Origin of the sequence: Pseudomonas sp. SWI44 (genome assembly GCF_002947915.1) — a bacterium.
GTDB classification, from domain to species: Bacteria; Pseudomonadota; Gammaproteobacteria; order Pseudomonadales; family Pseudomonadaceae; genus Aquipseudomonas; species Aquipseudomonas taiwanensis.
Genome location: NZ_CP026674.1, coordinates 5,811,232 through 5,830,482, shown reverse-complemented (window position 1 = coordinate 5,830,482; position 19,251 = coordinate 5,811,232). Strand labels below are relative to the sequence as shown.

Sequence of the window (19,251 nt, the reverse complement as noted above, 5' to 3'; positions counted from 1 at the left end):
GGGCGAAGAAAACGCTCCCGTCATGCAATCTTGCATAGACAACCTTGCACGATAGGTGATGTTTCTTGGCCCCGACTCCGGGTATCCTCAGGGCAGCCTTTCCGAACTGTCCTGATCCAAGGAGCTGCACGCTGTGTTCAAACATGTCGATGCCTATGCCGGCGACCCGATCCTCTCGTTGATGGAGACCTTCAAGGCCGACCCACGCGCCGATAAGGTCAACCTGAGTATCGGCCTGTACTACGATGAGGCCGGCGTGGTGCCGCAATTGGCGGCTGTGGATGCGGTGGAAAAACGCATCGCGGGCCAGGACCACGAAGCCTCGCTGTACCTGCCGATGGAAGGCCTGGCCAGCTACCGTCAGGCCATCCAGGCGCTGCTGTTCGGTGCTGACCACCCGGCCGTCACCGGCAAGCGTGTGGCCACCGTGCAGACCGTCGGTGGTTCCGGCGCGCTGAAAGTCGGTGCCGACTTCCTCAAACGCTACTTCCCAGGCTCCGAAGTCTGGGTCAGCAACCCGACCTGGGATAACCACCGTGCCATCTTCGAAGGTGCCGGTTTCAAGGTCCACACCTATCCGTACTTCGACCAGGCCACCCGTGGCGTGGACTTCGCCGGCATGCTCGCCACCCTGCAGACCCTGCCGGAAAACAGCATCGTCCTGCTGCACCCATGCTGCCACAACCCTACGGGTGCCGACCTGGAGCAGAACCAGTGGCAACAAGTGGTGGAAGTGGTCAAGGCGCGCAACCTGATTCCGTTCCTCGACATCGCTTACCAGGGCTTCGGCGAGGGCCTGGTGGAAGACGCCTACGCCATCCGTGAAATGGCCCGCGCCGGCGTGCCGTGCTTGGTCAGCAACTCGTTCTCGAAGATCTTCTCGCTGTATGGCGAGCGGGTAGGGGGGCTGTCGGTGGTCTGCGACGACGAAGCCACCACCCAGAGCGTGCTCGGCCAGCTCAAGGCCACCGTGCGCCGCAACTACTCCAGCCCGCCCAACTTCGGTGCCCAGTTGGTGGCCGGCGTGCTCGGCGACCCGGCCCTCAACGCCCAGTGGGTCGCGGAAGTCGAAGTCATGCGCAAGCGCATCCTCGACATGCGTCAGGCCCTGGTGGACGCCCTGGCGGTATTGCTGCCAGGCCAGGACTTCCAGTTCTTCCTGCGCCAGCGCGGCATGTTCAGCTACACCGGCTTCAGCGTCGAGCAGGTGCGTCGCCTGCGTGACGATTTCGGGGTGTACCTGATCGACAGCGGCCGCGTGTGCATGTCGGGCCTGCGCCCGGCCAACCTGCAACGGGTTGCCGAAGCGTTCGCTGCTGTTCAGAAGTAAGCCTTCATCACAGCCCATCGCCGGTAGGCCGGCGATGTGGCTTGTCCGGTAACACCGCCTCTTGTAAAGACAAGTGCAACCGTCCCTCGGACGGGGCTTCCCCAAGTGCAACCTTTGCAGGCACAATCGCGCCCCTCTTTTCCGGTTGAGTTGGGCGAAACGTCTATTTCGCCATTCTCAGCCTGTTGCAGTCTTGCGAGTGGAGCTTCACCCGGAATGAATGAGCAGGCCCCAAGCGTTGAACAACGCTTTGCAGAATCGACCCCCGCCACCCTCGGCAGCTGGTCGCGTCACGACACCACCTGGATGCTGGGCCTGTTCGGCACAGCCATCGGCGCTGGAACCCTGTTCCTGCCGATCAACGCAGGCCTCGGCGGTTTCTGGCCGTTGCTGATCCTCGCCGCGTTGGCGTTCCCCATGACGTATTTCGCCCACCGTGGCCTGACCCGTTTCGTGCTGTCGGGGCGCAACGGTGGCGATATCACCGAAGTGGTGGAAGAGCATTTCGGGCTCAAAGCCGGTGCCCTGATCACCGTGCTTTACTTCTTCGCCATCTTTCCGATCCTGCTTATCTACAGCGTGGCGTTGACCAACACGGTGAGCAGCTTCATGGAGCACCAGCTGCACATGACCCCGCCGCCACGCGCGATCCTCTCGTTCGTGCTGATCCTCGGCCTGCTGGCCATCGTCCGTTGCGGTGAGCAGGCCACGGTCAAGGTCATGAGCCTGCTGGTCTATCCGTTCATCGTCGCCCTGGCGCTGCTGGGCCTTTACCTGGTGCCGCACTGGACCGGCGGTATCCTGGACAGTGCCAACCAGGTGCCGTCCGGTTCGGCCTTCCTGCACACCGTGTGGCTGGCGATTCCGGTGATGGTGTTCTCGTTCAACCACTCGCCCATCATTTCCGCGTTCGCGGTGGACCAGAAGCGTCGCTACGGTGAGCACGCCGACGAGCGCAGCGGCCAGATCCTGGCCCGTGCCCACCTGCTGATGGTGGCCATGGTGCTGTTCTTCGTCTTCAGCTGCGTGCTGACCCTTAGCAGCGCCCAGCTGGCCGAAGCCAAGGCGCAGAACTTGTCGATCCTCTCGTACCTGGCCAACCACTTCAGCAACCCGACCATCGCCTTTGCCGCGCCGCTGATCGCCTTCATCGCCATCGCCAAGTCGTTCCTGGGGCACTACATCGGTGCCAGCGAAGGCCTCAAGGGCATCATCGCCAAGGCTGGCCTGCGCCCCGGCGCCAAGACCCTGGATCGCGTGGTCGCCGCGCTGATGCTGGTGGTGTGCTGGATCGTCGCCACGCTCAACCCGAGCATCCTCGGCATGATCGAGTCGCTGGGCGGCCCGATCATCGCGGTACTGCTGTTCCTGATGCCGATGTACGCCATCCGTCGCGTGCCGTCGATGCGCAAGTACAGCGGGGCGCTGTCCAACGTCTTCGTCGTTGTGGTCGGCCTGGTCGCACTGACCTCGGTGGTCTACGGCCTGCTGGGCTAATCCACCGCCAAAACTAAAAATGTCCGGATGGTCTGTGGCCATCCGGACATTTTTTTGTCCACAAGAATTGTCCGGCAATAAAACAATTTCTCCGTCACCCATAGGCACCCGGCTGCCTTCATGCTTAACTCAGTGTCCTTTTCAAACCCCGCATAAGGATTTCTGCCCATGGCTCAAGTGACTCTCAAAGGCAACCCGGTTCAGGTGAACGGCGAGCTGCCAAAAGTCGGTGCCCAGGCTCCCGCTTTCTCGCTGGTCGCTGGCAATCTGGCCGACACCTCGCTGAAGGACTTCGCCGGCAAACGTAAGGTGCTGAACATCTTCCCAAGCGTCGACACGCCAACCTGCGCCACCTCCGTGCGTAAGTTCAACGCCCAGGCCAACGACGTCGCCAACACCGTGGTGCTGTGCATCTCCGCCGACCTGCCATTCGCCCAGGCGCGTTTCTGTGGTGCCGAAGGCCTGGAAAACGTGAAGAACCTGTCGACCCTGCGCGGCCGCGAGTTCCTGGAGAACTATGGCGTAGCCATCGCCGATGGCCCGCTGGCTGGCCTGGCCGCCCGCGCCGTGGTAGTGCTGGACGAAAATGACAACGTGCTGCACAGCGAGCTGGTTGGCGAAATCGCTGACGAGCCGAACTACGCGGCGGCGCTGGCGGTTCTGAAGTAAACGCTGCGTGGGGGCAGGCCGTTGTGGCCTGCTCCGGCCCTGTCGCCGGCACCTGACATCGCAGTGCTTGCAGGCGCCCGGTACTAGGGCTTCAAGCAATACCCTGTAAACGGCCCGGAACGCGTTCCGGGCCGTTTTCATTTAAAGTTCAGCATCTTGGCAACGTCAGCCGAAGGTAAACCTCTGGTAAAGGGCCTTTGCTAAAACGAAGCCAGTGCTTATCGTTCAAACTCTCCAAGCCGTCCTTTTCTGAACAAGGTTCGTTCAATCCATGCAAGCTTCTGTCTCCCGTTCCCCCCGTCGCTGGCTCGTTGGCCTGCTGATCCTGCTGCTGGTGGCCCTGCTGGCCTGGTGGTTGTGGCCTGCAACGCCGGCACATAAAGAGGCCGGTGGTGGTCGCATGGGCATGGGAATGGGCAAGGGGCGCCCAGGCTTCGGTGCATCCACCGACCCGGTGCCGGTGCGGGTTGAACCGGTGCGGGTTGGCGACTTCCCGCTCTACTACAAAGCCCTCGGCACGGTAACGGCGACCAACACGGTCAATGTGCGTAGCCGGGTTGCAGGCGAACTGGTGAAGATCCACTTCAAGGAAGGCCAGCAGGTCAAGGCCGGTGACCTGCTCGCTGAAATCGACCCGCGCAGCTACCGCATCGCCTTGCAGCAGGCTGAAGGCACCCTGGCGCAGAACCAGGCGCAACTGAAGAACGCCCAGGTCGACCTGGCGCGTTACAAAGGTTTGTACGCCGAAGACAGCATCGCCAAGCAGACCCTGGATACCGCCGAAGCCCAGGTCGCGCAGTTCCAGGGCTTGGTCAAGACCAACCAGGCGCAGGTCAACGATGCCCGTTTGAACCTCGATTTCACCCAGATTCGTGCGCCGATCAGCGGCCGTGTAGGCCTGCGCCAGCTCGACCTGGGCAACCTGGTCGCCGCCAATGACACCACGGCCCTGGTGGTCATCACCCAGACCGAACCGATCAGTGTCACGTTCACCTTGCCGGAAACCGAACTGAGCAGGGTGCTCGAGCGCTACCGCAGTGGCGCCAGCCTGCCCGTCGAGGCCTGGGACCGCAGCGACAGCAAGCTGCAATCGACTGGCGTGCTGGGCAGCCTGGACAACCAGATTGATACCACCACTGGAACCCTCAAGTTCAAAGGCCGTTTCGAGAACAAGGACCAAGCCTTGTTTCCCAACCAGTTCGTCAACGTGCGCCTGCTGGCCGACACCCTCAAACAGGTGGTGCTTGCCCCTGCAGCGGCCATCCAGTTCGGAAACGATGGCACCTTCGCCTACGTCGTCAATGCCGATAACAAAGTCAACATCCGCAAGCTGAAGGTCGGCGCCAGCGACGGCGAGCACAGCGTGATCCTCGAAGGCCTGGCCGCAGGCGACCGACTGGTGCTCGAAGGTACCGACCGCCTGCGAGAAGGCACCCAGGTGGAGGTGGTGGAAGACAGCTCGCAGGTCCCCACCACGCCCGGTCAGCACCTGCAGGGCCAGGATGCCAAAGGTTCGGCCCAGGCGGGTGAAGCAGGCAAGGCGGGCGCATGAACCTCTCGCGCCTGTTCATCCTGCGCCCGGTCGCAACCACGCTGAGCATGCTGGCCATCGTCCTGGCCGGCCTGATTGCCTACAAACTGCTGCCGGTCTCGGCCTTGCCCCAGGTCGATTACCCGACCATCCGGGTCATGACCCTGTATCCCGGTGCCAGCCCTCAGGTCATGACCAGCGCGGTCACCGCACCGCTGGAGCGCCAGTTCGGCCAGATGCCAGGCCTTACCCAGATGGCCTCGACCAGCTCGGGTGGGGCTTCGGTGCTGACCCTGCGCTTCAGCCTGGACATGAACATGGACGTTGCCGAGCAACAGGTGCAGGCCGCGATCAACGCCGCCAACAACCTGCTGCCCAGCGACCTGCCTGCACCGCCGGTGTACAACAAGGTTAACCCCGCGGACACCCCGGTGCTGACCCTGGCCATTGCCTCCAAGACCATGCCGTTGCCCAAGCTCAACGACCTGGTGGATACCCGCGTGGCGCAGAAAATCGCCCAGATCAGCGGCGTGGGCATGGTCAGCATCGCCGGCGGCCAGCGCCAGGCGGTACGTATCAAGGTCAACGTCGACGCCCTGGCTGCCAACGGCCTTAATCTCGAAGACGTGCGCACCTTGATCGGCGCGTCCAACGTCAACCAACCCAAGGGCAACTTCGATGGCCCGACCCGGGTGTCGATGCTCGATGCCAACGACCAACTGCGCTCGCCCGAGGAGTACGCCAACCTGATCCTGGCGTACAACAACGGTGCGCCACTGCGCCTCAAGGATGTCGCCGAGATCGTCGACGGAGCCGAGAACGAGCGCCTGGCCGCCTGGGCCAACGAGAACCAGGCCGTGCTGCTGAACATCCAGCGCCAGCCGGGCGCCAACGTCATCGAAGTGGTCGACCGGATCAAGCAGATGCTGCCAACGATCACCGACAACCTGCCTGCCGGCCTGGACGTTTCAGTGCTGACCGACCGCACCCAGACCATCCGCGCAGCGGTCAAGGACGTGCAGCACGAGCTGCTGATCGCCATTGTCCTGGTGGTCATGGTCACGTTCGTGTTCCTGCGTCGCGTCAGTGCAACCCTCATTCCTTCGATCGCCGTGCCGCTGTCGCTGATCGGTACCTTCGGCGTGATGTACCTGGCCGGTTTTTCGATCAACAACCTGACACTGATGGCCCTGACCATCGCCACTGGCTTCGTGGTGGACGACGCCATCGTCATGCTGGAGAACATCTCCCGTCATATCGAGGAAGGCGAACCCCCCATGCAGGCGGCGCTCAAGGGCGCCCGGCAGATCGGCTTCACCCTGGTTTCCCTGACCTTCTCGCTGATCGCGGTGCTGATCCCGCTGTTGTTCATGGCCGATGTGGTCGGCCGGCTGTTCCGTGAATTCGCCATTACCCTCGCGGTGGCGATCCTGATTTCGCTGGTGGTGTCGCTGACCCTGACCCCAATGATGTGCGCGCGCTTGCTCAAGCGTGAGCCCAAGCCTGAAGCGCAGGGCCGCTTCTATCGCGCCAGCGGCGCCTGGATCGACTGGCTGATCGCGCACTATGGTCGTGGCCTGCAATGGGTGCTCCGGCACCAGCCGCTGACCCTGCTGGTGGCGGTGGCGAGCCTGGCACTGACGGTGGTGTTGTACCTGGCAGTGCCCAAGGGCTTCTTTCCGGCCCAGGACACCGGCGTGATCCAGGGTATTTCCGAAGCTCCGCAATCGACTTCGTTCGCCGCCATGAGCGAACGCCAGCAGGCCTTGAGCAAAGTGATCCTGCAAGACCCTGCGGTGCAAAGCCTGTCATCCTACATAGGCGTGGACGGCGACAATGCCACGCTCAATAGCGGCCGTCTGCTGATCAACCTCAAGCCCCACGGCGATCGCGATGTGACTGCTGCGCAAGTCATCGAGCGCCTGCAACCGCAGCTCGACAAACTGGTGGGCATTCGCCTGTTCATGCAGCCGGTGCAAGACCTGAGCATCGAAGACAGGGTCAGCCGCACCCAGTACCAGTTCAGCTTGTCGTCGCCCGACGCCGAGTTGCTGGCGCAATGGAGCGGCAAGCTGGTCCAGGCTCTGCAGCAGCGTCCCGAACTTCAGGACGTGGCCAGCGACCTGCAGGACAAAGGCCTGCAGGTGTACCTGGTGATCGACCGCGACATGGCCAGCCGCCTTGGCATCAACGTGTCGCAAATCACCAATGCCCTGTATGACGCCTTCGGTCAGCGGCAGATCTCGACCATCTATACCCAGGCCAGCCAGTACCGTGTGGTGCTGCAGTCCCAGACCGCGGCGAGCATTGGCCCACAGGCCCTGGAGTCGATCCACGTCAAGGCTTCAGACGGTGGCCAGGTGCGGCTGTCGGCACTGGCGCGCATCGAGCAGCGCCAGGCCCAGCTGGCCATTTCGCACATTGGCCAGTTCCCGGCGGTGATGATGTCGTTCAACCTGGCCCATGGCGCGTCCCTGGGCGAGGCAGTGAAGGTGATCGAGCAGGTGCAGCAGGAGATCGGCATGCCGATTGGCGTGCAGACCCGCTTCCAGGGCGCCGCCGAAGCTTTCCAGGCCTCGCTGTCGAGCACCTTGCTGCTGATCCTGGCCGCCGTGGTGACCATGTACATCGTGCTGGGCGTGCTCTACGAGAGTTACATCCACCCGATAACCATCCTCTCGACCCTGCCATCGGCAGCCGTCGGTGCCTTGCTGGCGCTGATCCTGAGCGGCAACGACCTGGGTATGATCGCCATCATCGGCATCATCTTGCTCATCGGCATCGTCAAGAAGAACGCGATCATGATGATCGACTTCGCCCTCGAAGCCGAGCGCAACCAGGGCATGGCACCGCGTGACGCGATCTACCAGGCGGCGCTGCTGCGCTTCCGGCCAATCCTGATGACCACCCTGGCGGCGCTGTTCGGCGCCGTGCCGTTGATGCTGGCGACCGGTTCCGGTGCCGAGCTGCGACAACCCCTGGGCCTGGTGATGGTCGGCGGGCTGCTGGTCAGCCAGGTGCTGACGCTGTTCACCACGCCGGTCATCTACCTGTACTTCGACCGCCTGGCGCGCCGCTGGCGTCCGGTCGCTGACGTGAAGCAGGCCGAGGCATGAACCTGTCCGGACCTTTCATCCGTCGCCCCGTGGCGACCATGCTGCTGAGCCTGGCGATCATGTTGCTCGGTGGCGTCAGTTTCGGCCTGTTGCCTGTGGCACCGTTGCCGCAGATCGACTTCCCGGTGATCGTGGTACAGGCCAACCTGTCCGGTGCCAGCCCCGAAGTCATGGCGGCCACGGTCGCCACGCCGCTGGAGCGCAAGCTGGGCACCATCGCCGGCGTCACCACCCTGACCAGTAGTTCGAACCAGGGCTCGACCCGGGTGATCATCGGTTTCGAACAGGGCCGTGACATCGATGGCGCGGCGCGCGAGGTGCAGGCGGCGATCAATGCCACTCGCAACCTGCTGCCCAGTGGCATGCGCAGCATGCCCACCTACAAGAAGATCAACCCGTCCCAGGCGCCGATCATGGTGCTGTCGTTGACGTCGGATGTGCTGCAGAAAGGCCAGCTGTACGATCTTGCCGACACCATCCTGTCCCAGAGCCTGGCCCAGGTGAGTGGGGTAGGCGAGGTGCAGATCGGCGGTAGCTCGTTGCCGGCAGTGCGTATCGCGGTGGAGCCGCAACTGCTCAACCAGTACAGCCTGTCGCTGGACGAAGTGCGCACAGCGGTGGCCAATGCCAACCAGCGGCGGCCCATGGGTTTTGTCGAGGATGCCGATCGCAACTGGCAGGTGCGTGCCAACGACCAGCTGGAAAAAGCCGAGGACTACGCGCCGATCGTGATCCGGCAGGAAAATGGCACGATCCTGCGCCTGTCCGACGTGGCTACCATCACCGACGGGGTGGAGAACCGCTACAACAGCGGTTTCTTCAACGACCAGAGCGCGGTGTTGCTGGTGGTCAATCGCCAGAGCGGTGCCAACATTATCGAAACCGTCGACCAGATCAAGGCACAGCTCCCGGCGTTGGAGTCGCTGTTGCCGGCCAGCGTCAAGCTGAACGTGGCCATGGACCGCTCGCCGGTGATCAAGGCCACCTTGAAGGAGGCCGAACATACCCTGCTGATCGCCGTGGTGCTGGTGATCCTGGTGGTCTACCTGTTCCTCGGCAACCTGCGTGCTTCGCTGATTCCTAGCCTGGCGGTGCCGGTGTCGCTGGTGGGCACCTTCGCGGTCATGTACCTCTGCGGCTTCTCGCTCAACAACCTGTCGCTGATGGCGCTGATCCTGGCCACCGGTCTGGTGGTGGATGACGCGATCGTGGTGCTGGAGAACATCTCCCGGCATATCGAGGGCGGCGAACCTCCGATGCGCGCTGCGTTCCTCGGCGCCAAGGAGGTGGGGTTCACCTTGCTGTCGATGAACGTCTCGCTGGTGGCGGTGTTCGTCTCGATCCTGTTCATGGGCGGTATCGTGCGCAGCCTGTTCCTGGAGTTCTCGGTCACGCTCGCGGCGGCAATCATCGTCTCGCTGGTGGTTTCCCTGACCCTGACGCCGATGCTCTGCGCCCGCTGGCTCAAGGCGCAGCACCGCGAGCAGACTCGCCTGCAACGCTGGAGCGACCAGCTCCACCAGGGTATGGTCGATGCCTACGATCGCAGCCTGGGCTGGGCCCTGCGCCACAAGCGACTGACCCTGATCAGCCTGTTGCTGACCATCGGGGTCAACATCGCCTTGTACGTGGTGGTGCCCAAGACCCTGATGCCGCAGCAGGATACCGGCCAGCTGATCGGCTTCATTCGCGGTGACGACGGCCTGTCGTTCAGCGTGATGCAGCCGAAGATGGAAATCTACCGACGCGCCTTGCTGGCCGATCCGGCGGTACAGAGTGTCGCCGGCTTCATCGGCGGCAACAGCGGTACCAACAATGCCATGGTGCTGGTGCGTCTAAAACCGATCGGCGAACGAAAGATCAACGCTCAGCGTGTCATCGAACGCTTGCGCAAGGAAATGCCCAAGGTGCCGGGTGGGCGACTGTTCCTGATGGCCGACCAGGACCTGCAGTTGGGCGGCGGTGGTCGCGACCAGACTTCGTCGCAGTACCTCTACACCTTGCAGAGCGGCGACCTGGCGGCGCTGCGCGAATGGTTCCCGAAAGTGGTCGCCGCCTTGCGTGCGCTGCCGGAGTTGACCGCCATCGACGCCCGTGACGGCTCGGGTACCCAGCAAGTGACCCTGGTGGTCGATCGTGACCAGGCCAAGCGCCTGGGCATCGACATGGACATGGTTACCACCGTGCTCAACAACGCCTACAGCCAGCGGCAGATCTCCACCATCTACGACAGCCTCAACCAGTACCAGGTGGTGTTGGAGATCAACCCGAAATACGCCTGGGACCCGACCACGCTCGAGCAGGTCCAGGTCATCACCGCCGACGGTGCCCGGGTACCACTGTCAACCATCGCCCGTTACGAGAACAGCCTGGCCAACGACCGGGTCAGCCACGAGGGGCAGTTCGCCTCCGAAGACATCGCGTTCGACGTCGCCGAAGGCTACAGCCCCGACCAGGCCATGAGCGCGGTGGAGCGGGCGGTGGCCAAGGTTGGCCTGCCTGAAGAGGTGATCGCCAAGCTCGGCGGTACTGCCGATGCTTTTGCCAAAACTCAGGAAGGCCAGCCACTGATGATCCTCGGCGCCCTGGTGCTGGTGTACCTGGTGCTGGGCATTCTGTATGAAAGCTACATTCACCCGTTGACCATCCTTTCGACCCTGCCTTCGGCTGGGGTTGGAGCCTTGCTCGCGCTTTACGCCACCGGTGGCGAGTTCAGTCTGATTTCGCTGCTGGGGCTGTTCCTGCTGATTGGGGTGGTAAAGAAGAACGCCATCCTCATGATCGACCTGGCCTTGCAGCTTGAGCGTCACCAGGGCTTCACGCCGGAGGAGTCGATTCGACAGGCCTGCCTGTTGCGCTTGCGACCGATCCTGATGACCACTCTGGCGGCTATTCTGGGGGCCTTGCCATTGCTGCTCAGCCGCGCCGAAGGCGCTGAAATGCGCCAGCCCCTGGGCCTGACCATCATTGGCGGCCTGGTGGTCAGCCAGGTCCTGACCCTCTACACGACGCCGGTGGTATACCTGTACCTCGACCGTTTGCGTCACCGATTCAACCGTTGGCGTGGCGTGCGCACCGACGCCGCCCTGGAAACCCCGCTATGAACTTTGCCCAGACACCTCTTCACCGTGCCCTGCAGTTACTGACACGTGGGCGTGGCTCGCGCCTGGTCGGCGCGGGGCTGTGCGTGGCGCTGCTGAGTGCCTGTACCCTGAGCCCCGACTACCATCGTCCCCAGATGAGCACCCCGGTCCAGTTCAAGCAGGCCGAAGGTTGGACCCAGGCCAAGCCGTCCGATGCCATTGACCGTGGGGCGTGGTGGGAGATCTACGGCGATGCCGGGCTCAACGCGCTGGTCGAGGAGCTCAATCGCAGCAATCAGACCGTCGCCCAGTCCGAAGCCCAGTATCGTCAGGCCCAGGCGCTGGTGCGCAGCAGCCGTGCCTCGCTGTTCCCCAGCCTGGACCTGACCACCAGCAAGAACCGCTCGGCCCAGGGCACCGGTAGCAGCAGTTCGAGCTTGTCCAACAACAGCAGCGGCATCCGCAACACCTACAACGCGCAGCTGGGGGTGAGCTGGGAGATCGACCTGTGGGGCAAGTTGCGTGAAACGCTCAATGCCAATGAGGCGAGCGCTGAAGCCAGTCTTGCCGATCTGGCGGCCATTCGCCTGAGCCAGCAGTCGGAGCTGGTGCAGAACTACCTGCAACTGCGGGTCATCGACGAGCAGAAGCGCTTGCTGGAGGCCACGGTGGCCGCCTACCAGCGGTCGCTGCGGATGACCGAAAACCAGTACCGAGCGGGCGTCGCCGGGCCCGATGCGGTGGCCCAGGCCCGGACCCAGCTCAAGAGCACCCAGGCCGACCTGATCGACCTGGTGTGGCAGCGCGCCCAGTTCGAGAACGCCATTGCGGTGCTGATGGGCAAGGCCCCGGCCGAATTCAGCCTGGCTGATAACCAGTCGATACCGGCGTTGCCGGACATTCCGGTAACATTGCCGTCGCAATTGCTCGAACGTCGTCCCGACATCGCGTCGGCCGAGCGCAATGTAATGGCTGCCAACGCCAACATCGGCGTGTCTCGCGCGGCATACTTCCCCGACTTGTCCCTGAGCATGAGCGGCGGTTATTCCAGCAGCAGTTTCAGCAACTGGATCGAGCTGCCCAACCGTTACTGGTCGGTGGGGCCATCGCTGGCCATGACCCTGTTCGATGCTGGCAAACGTAGCGCCGAGGTGGATCGCACCGTGGCGGTGTATGACCAGACGGTGGCGCAGTATCGGCAGACGGTGCTCGACAGCTTCAAGGAAGTCGAGAACTACCTGGTGCAGCTCAAGGTCTACGCCGACGAAGCGGTGGTGCGTCAAGAGGCGCTGGATGCCGCGCGTGAGTCGTTGCGACTGACCGAGAACCAGTATCGTGCAGGCTTGATTGGCTATTTGGATGTGGTGAACGTGCAGACCACGGCATTGAGCAACGAGCGCAGCGTGCTCAACGTGCTGCAGGGGCGGTTGGTCGCGAGCGTCCAGCTGATTGCCGCGCTTGGCGGTGGCTGGCAGTCCGACGAGGCGTTCGCCCGGCAGGAGTGACAGGTACCGTCGCCAGCCAGCTTCTCTCTCCCGGAGCGGGCTGGCTGGCGGTCGACCTTGACAGCAGCCTGGATCCGTTCCCATTCGCAAAAACCCCGTGCGTTTCGCTAACGCTTGAGTACAATCGTCAGCTTTTTCCGGGCCCTTCGTCCCGACGCTGGAACTCCTGATGCTGACCGGTAGCTACTCTTCCTCGCTGGTGCTGATTTCGCTGTGCGTGGCGATTCTAGCGTCCTACACCGCCCTCGACCTGACGGGGCGCATCGCCACGGCCAAAGGCCGGGCTGTTCATCTGTGGATGGTGGGCGGAGCGCTGGCCATGGGTATTGGCATCTGGTCGATGCACTTCATTGGCATGCTTGCCTTCAGCCTACCTATCCAGCTGGGCTACGACTTCGGCCTCACCGCGTTCTCGCTGTTGATCGCCGTGTTGTCCTCGGCTTTCGCTTTGTGGCTGGTCAGCCAGCCGAGCCTGCCCTGGACGCAGTTGGGGTTCGGTGCACTGATCATGGGAGCCGGCATCAGCTTCATGCACTACACCGGCATGGCCGCGTTGCGCATGCTGCCAGGGATCGACTACGACCCGGTATTGTTCAGCGCATCCCTGGCCATTGCCGCGAGTGCCTCGGCGGCAGCCTTGTGGATCGCTTTCCGGCTACGCCAGCATACCCCCTATGTCCGGCATGTTCGCGGTCTGGCGGCGATCATCATGGGCTTCGCCATCGTCGGCATGCACTTCACCGGCATGGCCGCGGCGAATTTTCCCGAAGGCAGTTACTGCGGTGCGTTGGCAGAGGGGCTCAAGGGTGACGGGCTGGTCTACCTGGTGCTGATCACCACGCTGGCGGTACTGTCGGTAGCGTTGCTCACCTCGGTGCTCGACGCCCGTCTGGAAGCGCGCACGGCCGAGCTTGCCCGCTCGCTGACACGGGCCAACCAGGAGCTGATCCAACTGGCCCTGCACGATACCCTGACCGGCTTGCCCAACCGTACACTGCTGGCCGACCGCATCGAGCAAGCCATCCGCAAGGTGGCGGAGCAGGGCGGTTGTTTTGCGCTGATGTTCATCGATCTGGACGGCTTCAAGCCGGTAAATGACGCCTTTGGTCATCATGTGGGCGATCAGCTGCTCAAGGAGGTGGCGGCGCGCCTGCGAGGCCATCTGCACAGCCAGGACACCCTGGCACGGATTGGCGGCGATGAATTCGTGCTGTTGGTGGAGCTTCAGGAACCGGACGATGCCATGGGCGTGGCGGTCAAGCAGGTCAACCTGGTATCGCGTCCCTTCCGCGTTGCCGAACATGACCTGCAATTGTCGGCAAGCCTGGGCATCGTGCTTTATCCCGGCAATGGCCAGGACCAGCACGAACTGCTGCGTAATGCCGACGCCGCGATGTATCACGCCAAGAGCGCCGGCAAGAATGGCTACAGCTTCTTCGACGTGTCGATGAACAGCAATGCCCGTCAGCAGCTGCAACTGCTCCAGGACCTGCGCGTGGCCCTTGAGCTGGGCCAGTTCCGTCTGCATTACCAGCCCAAGTTCGATGCCCAGGCCTGCCGCCCCATCGGTGCCGAAGCCCTGTTGCGCTGGGAGCACTCCCAGCACGGGCTGCTGTTGCCAGACCGCTTCATTGGCCTGGCGGAGAAGACCGGTCTGATCATTCCCATCGGCGAATGGGTGATGCAGGAAGCCTGCCGACAGATGCGCGCCTGGATGGAGCAGGGGCACGAGGACTGGCGCATTGCGGTCAACCTCTCGGCGATTCAATTCTGCCATGCCGGGCTGGTCGACAGCGTTGCCCGAGCGTTGCGCGCAAACAACCTGCCGGCCAACCGGCTGACCCTGGAAATCACCGAAACCACAGCGATGCACGATGCCGATGCCAGCCTCACGGTACTGCAGCGCCTGGCCGACATGGGGGTCGACCTGTCCATCGACGATTTCGGTACTGGCTATTCCAGCCTGATGTACCTCAAGCGCCTACCAGCCAACGAGCTGAAGATCGACCGAGGTTTTGTGCGCGACCTGGAGCAAGACAGCGACGATGCGGCCATCGTTTCGGCGATTGTCGCATTGGGTCAGGCGTTGGGCCTGCGGATCGTCGCCGAGGGAGTGGAAACCGACCGCCAGCAGGCTTTTCTGACCCGTCTGGGGTGCGATTCGTTACAGGGTTATCTGCTCGGGCAGCCGGTGCCGGCCGAGCAGTTCATGGACAAGCTGCAGGCGTTGCGTCAGGCGAGCGACGCAGTGGCTTAACCTGCGTCGCGCAGTGCCATGGCAGGCACGAACGCCTCCATCTCGGCCTCGACGGCTTCGATGATCCGTTCCACGTCGGAGGCCGCCATGATGGCTGCGCAGGGGATACCGGCAATGGCGAGCAGGGTTTGCCCCGTGGCGCGGTCGAACAGGCGGGCGACCATGCTGCGCGGTGCATCCATGCTGGCCTCGAAGCCCAGCGGATGGAAATGCCAACGCATCACCTGGCAGGCGTTGGGGAACGTCATTTTGTTCAAGCCAGCCTCCTTGTCCAGTCCTGGACGCCTCGTTTGGATGGCCGCATGCGCGGTTGCCGGGAACTTAACCATAGCACTTGGATCGCCATTGTCCCGCGCCGCTCAAGACAATTGCATGAAGGCTTGAAGGCGGTCACAGATCCGTCATGCCTACCATTGGGCTATTAACGTCCAGGCAAACGTTTTCCTTCGCGGCCTGCCGCTAGCTGAGCCGTGGCCTCTGCTATGTTTAACCCCAGTTGGCGCACAGCGTTTTCGGACGAGCGGTGCGGGCTGGGCAGACAGGGAGACAGTCATGCGCTATTCCACGCTCACGCAACGCATCGCCGGGGACGCCAGCTCTGCCTGGGACATCCATTATCAGGCTCAGGCCCTGCGACGCGAAGGGCGAGAGATCTTCCTGCTATCGGTGGGCGACCCCGATTTCGACACGCCCAGACCCATCGTCGAGGCGGCGGTCAGCAGCCTGCGCCGCGGCGATACCCATTACAGCGATGTGCGCGGCAGCCTGGCCTTGCGCCAGGCCATTGCCCGGCGTAGCGGCCCGCAAGTCACGGCGGACCAAGTGGTGGTGCTGGCGGGCGCGCAGTGTGCCTTGTACGCCGTCGCCCAATGCCTGTTCGAGGCGGGAGACGAGGTGATCGTCGCCGAACCCATGTACGTTACCTACCCTGCGGTACTCGCCGCCTGTGGGGCGCTACCGGTCGTGGTGTCGGTCAGCCCCGAGCAGGGGTTCCGGCTCGATCCGCTGGCCGTGGCCCGGGCCGTCACCCCCCGTACCCGGGGCTTGTGGCTCAATACCCCGCACAATCCCACCGGCGTCGCCATCCCAGCCCAGGACATGGCGCAACTCGCGCAGCTATGCCGCGAGCACGACCTGTGGCTAGTGTGCGACCAGGTCTACAGCGGGTTGTTGTTCGAGGGCGAGGTGATCGACCCGACCAGCCTGCCGGGCATGGCCGAGCGCTGCGTGATCATCGACAGCCTGTCCAAGTCCCATGCCATGAGCGGCTGGCGAATCGGTTGGGTGGTCGGACCGCTCCCGCTCGCCGCGCACTTGGCCAACCTGGCCATGGCCATGCTGTTCGGCTTGCCGGAGTTTGTGATGCAGGCAGCCTGTGTTGCGTTGGAAGGAGACCTGCCGGCGGTGCGGGAGATGCGCGAAGCGTATCGACAGCGTCGTGACCGGGTGTGCTCGGTCCTGGCCGATTGCCCGGGGGTCAGGGCTCACAAGCCCTCAGGCGGCATGTTCGTCATGCTCGACATCAGCGCGACCGGGCTTAGTGCCCAGGCGTTCGCCCAGCGTCTGCTAATGGAGGAGGGCGTAGCGCTGCTACCGGGCGATGCCTTTGGCCCCAGCGCGGCAGGGCATGTACGCATGGGGCTGGTGCTGGAGACTGGTCAGTTGGAGGACGTTTGTCGCCGTGTCGCTGCTTGTGCCTGGCGTGCGCTAGCCCAGCAACCCGGCGGCGATGTTGATCGTGAACCCCAGGATGGCCGTATTGAACACGAAACCTACCAATGAGTGCGCCAGCACTACCCGTCGCAAAGCCCGCCCTGCGACGCCGACATCCGACGTTTGCACCGCCACGTTGAGGGTGAACGAGAAATAGTGGAAGTCCCAGTAATCCGGGTTGCATTCATTGTCCGCGAAGCGCAGGGGCGGTGCCTTGCCATCGTCGGTGTAGAACAGGCGGGCGTAGTGCAGGCTGAAGATGCAGCCAATCATCAACCAGGAGCCGGCAACGGTCAGCCCAGTATAGAGGTAGTGCAGGACAAGGTCGCTGCCGTGCAGCCCGCGGCTGGATACCAACTGCAGGGTGACCGCCGCCAGGCTGGCGATGGCTGCGATGCAGACGGTGAACAGCACCAGGCCTGCGTTCTCGTCTTCGATGCGGGCGACCCGGCGCACGGTATCGGGACTGGCCCGCCAGGTCAGCCACAATACCAGCAACAGGTAAAGCCAGACGCCGATGTTCCAGCCGATCAGCACCTGCTGGACGGTGTCGTCGGCGGGAACCAGCCAGGCGCCGACAACGCCTGCCAGGGTGGCGATGCTCAGGCGGGGATGGGTGCGGGTCAGTCGATGGAACGCCATGCGGCCTCGGCGATGGTGAGTCATGGCTACCACGATAGCCTATGGGGTACCATCATGGGCCGTGCCACCGTCAAACCCCTTGAATATCAAGGTGATGGCATTGATTCGCTTCACGCCTGGCGTGGCGTCACGCCGCCCTGGGCTTCGCTACAGGATCACGTTTTGTCCGACCTCACGCAAAACCCGCTGCTGCAGTACCTGGCCCGGCTGGCGCCCTCCAGCCAACAGACGATGCGCTACATTCTCCAGGATGCCGCCGACCGGCTTGGTTTCGTCGATTACGATATCGTCGATGTACCCTGGCACCAGCTCGAGCCTGGGCATGTCATCGGTCTGGTGGCCGCGTTGCGGTCGGACGGTTACGCGCCGAACAGTTCGTCGTTGTACGTCAATGCGGTGCGCGGGGTGATGAACGAAGCCTGGCGCCAGGGGCTGATCGAGCATGAGCGGCTGCTTCGAATCCGCGAAGTCAAGCCAGACACCGGCAGCCGTCTGCCACCGGGGCGCAACCTGCGACGCAGTCTGATTCGCGAACTGATGGACGTCTGTGCAGCCGACCCACGCCCACAAGGCGTGCGTGACGCGGCGATCATTGCGCTGTTGTATGGCACCGGCATGCGCAAGTCCGAGTCGGTGGACATCGACCTGACACAGGTCGATTTCATCGAACGCAGCTTGCAGGTGGTGGGCAAGGGTAATCGGCAGTTGGTCAAGTACGCGCCAGCCTGGGCCTTCGAAAAGCTTCAGGCCTGGCTCGACCTTCGTCGCCAGGCGTTGCCCGAGGGGGCTGCGGACGACCCGTTCCTGTTCAACCGTATCCGCCGTGGCAACCACATCACCCGCGCGCGCATCACCAAGCATGCGATCTACTACATCGCTCGCCAACGCGGTGCCCAGGTGGGGGTCAAGATCATGCCCCATGATTTTCGCCGTGCGTTCATCACCCGGGTGATCGAAGAGCACGACCTGTCGATTGCCCAGAAGCTTGCGCACCATGCCAACATCCAGACCACTGCCAGCTATGATCGGCGGGATGACAACGAACGGCGGCGTGCGGTCGATCGCTTCGATTACTGAAAAAGCGCCGGTGCCCAAGGCATTCCCATGCGCAGGCTTTTCCCCTATTGTCGGTGACTCCCAACCAAGCGATTGGCAGTGACATGGACAACGTTATCGTCATCACCGGTGCCAGCCGTGGCATCGGCGCCGCAACGGCATTGTTGGCGGCAAAGCAGGGTTACCGTATCTGTATCAATTACCACGCCGATGATCAGGCCGCCGAGAGCGTTCTGACCCAGGTCCGGGCGTTGGGCGCCGACGCCATTGCCGTGCGTGCCGATGCCAGCGTCGAGGATGAGGTGATCCAGTTGTTCCAGCGGGTCGACCACGATCTCGGTCCGGTCACCGCGCTGGTCAACAATGCCGGCACCATCGCCCAGCAAAGCCGGGTCGAGGACATGTCGGAGTTTCGCCTGCTCAAGGTGATGAAAACCAATGTGGTCGGGCCGATGCTATGCGCCAAGCACGCGCTGCGGCGTATGTCCCGACGCCACGGCGGTCAGGGCGGCGCCATCGTCAATGTCTCATCGGTGGCGGCGCGCCTGGGTTCTCCTAACGAATACGTCGACTATGCCGCATCCAAAGGGGCGCTCGATACCTTCACCCTCGGCCTGGCCAAAGAGGTGGCGGGCGAGGGCGTGCGCGTCAACGGTGTGCGGCCCGGCTACATCCACACCGGTTTCCATGCCCTGTCCGGCGACCCGGGGCGGGTGAGCAAGCTCGAACCGGGCCTGCCCATGGGGCGCGGGGGGTACCCCGAGGAAGTCGCCGAGGCGATTCTCTGGCTGCTATCGGACAGGGCGTCCTATTCCACCGGCAGTTTCATTGACCTCGGCGGTGGGCGCTAAG

At 63.3% G+C, this 19,251-nt stretch carries 13 protein-coding genes; 11 read left to right on the top strand and 2 right to left on the bottom strand.

What is annotated here, in order from left to right; genetic code table 11:
• Positions 1–133 precede the first annotated feature (133 nt).
• The 8 genes from C4Q26_RS27335 (at position 134) to C4Q26_RS27300 (ending at position 14,988) form a co-directional block, all read left to right on the top strand.
• Positions 134–1,330, top strand: coding sequence for an amino acid aminotransferase (locus C4Q26_RS27335; RefSeq protein ID WP_104883999.1), 1,197 nt, complete (start codon positions 134–136; stop codon positions 1,328–1,330).
• A 216-nt stretch (positions 1,331–1,546) separates the two neighbouring features.
• The gene (locus C4Q26_RS27330; protein ID WP_023380345.1) at positions 1,547–2,827 is read left to right on the top strand and encodes a serine/threonine transporter; all 1,281 of its coding nucleotides are present in this window, start codon (positions 1,547–1,549) and stop codon (positions 2,825–2,827) included.
• 168 nt (positions 2,828–2,995) lie between these two features.
• Positions 2,996–3,496 (top strand): thiol peroxidase, encoded by a 501-nt coding sequence (gene tpx / locus C4Q26_RS27325; protein ID WP_023380346.1) that lies wholly within the window; start codon positions 2,996–2,998, stop codon positions 3,494–3,496.
• Between the two features lie 271 nt (positions 3,497–3,767).
• A complete protein-coding gene (locus C4Q26_RS27320) occupies positions 3,768–5,048 on the top strand; it encodes an MdtA/MuxA family multidrug efflux RND transporter periplasmic adaptor subunit (RefSeq protein ID WP_023380347.1) in 1,281 nt (426 codons plus the stop codon).
• Entirely contained in the window at positions 5,045–8,143 is a 3,099-nt protein-coding gene (locus C4Q26_RS27315) for an MdtB/MuxB family multidrug efflux RND transporter permease subunit (protein WP_027907606.1), read from the top strand. The genes C4Q26_RS27320 and C4Q26_RS27315 overlap by 4 nt, the downstream gene beginning before the upstream one ends.
• The gene (locus C4Q26_RS27310) at positions 8,140–11,247 is read left to right on the top strand and encodes an efflux RND transporter permease subunit (protein ID WP_023380349.1); all 3,108 of its coding nucleotides are present in this window, start codon (positions 8,140–8,142) and stop codon (positions 11,245–11,247) included. The genes C4Q26_RS27315 and C4Q26_RS27310 overlap by 4 nt, the downstream gene beginning before the upstream one ends.
• Positions 11,244–12,731: an efflux transporter outer membrane subunit gene (locus C4Q26_RS27305; protein ID WP_023380350.1), complete on the top strand. Its 1,488-nt coding sequence runs from the start codon at positions 11,244–11,246 to the stop codon at positions 12,729–12,731. The genes C4Q26_RS27310 and C4Q26_RS27305 overlap by 4 nt, the downstream gene beginning before the upstream one ends.
• Positions 12,732–12,900: 169 nt before the next feature.
• Positions 12,901–14,988, top strand: a complete 2,088-nt coding sequence (locus C4Q26_RS27300) for a bifunctional diguanylate cyclase/phosphodiesterase (protein ID WP_104883998.1) — start codon at positions 12,901–12,903, stop codon at positions 14,986–14,988.
• Here C4Q26_RS27300 and C4Q26_RS27295 read toward each other — a convergent pair.
• On the bottom strand, positions 14,985–15,245 hold the full coding sequence (locus C4Q26_RS27295) for a DUF1652 domain-containing protein (protein ID WP_027907608.1): 261 nt from the start codon (positions 15,243–15,245) through the stop codon (positions 14,985–14,987). The genes C4Q26_RS27300 and C4Q26_RS27295 overlap by 4 nt on opposite strands.
• Before the next feature lie 295 nt (positions 15,246–15,540).
• On the opposite strand from C4Q26_RS27295, the gene C4Q26_RS27290 reads away from it, so the two are divergent.
• A complete protein-coding gene (locus tag C4Q26_RS27290; protein ID WP_104883997.1) occupies positions 15,541–16,770 on the top strand; it encodes a pyridoxal phosphate-dependent aminotransferase in 1,230 nt (409 codons plus the stop codon).
• Here the strand turns inward: C4Q26_RS27290 and C4Q26_RS27285 are convergent.
• On the bottom strand, positions 16,696–17,343 hold the full coding sequence (locus tag C4Q26_RS27285; protein ID WP_023380354.1) for a DUF1345 domain-containing protein: 648 nt from the start codon (positions 17,341–17,343) through the stop codon (positions 16,696–16,698). The two genes, C4Q26_RS27290 and C4Q26_RS27285, sit on opposite strands and share 75 nt — an antisense overlap.
• A 162-nt stretch (positions 17,344–17,505) precedes the next feature.
• Here C4Q26_RS27285 and xerC point away from each other — a divergent pair, with 162 nt between their 5' ends.
• Both xerC and C4Q26_RS27275 read left to right on the top strand, forming a co-directional pair.
• Positions 17,506–18,420, top strand: a complete 915-nt coding sequence (gene xerC / locus C4Q26_RS27280; RefSeq protein WP_023380355.1) for a tyrosine recombinase XerC — start codon at positions 17,506–17,508, stop codon at positions 18,418–18,420.
• 83 nt (positions 18,421–18,503) lie between these two features.
• Positions 18,504–19,250 (top strand): SDR family oxidoreductase, encoded by a 747-nt coding sequence (locus tag C4Q26_RS27275; protein WP_104883996.1) that lies wholly within the window; start codon positions 18,504–18,506, stop codon positions 19,248–19,250.
• Position 19,251: the final 1 nt, after the last annotated feature.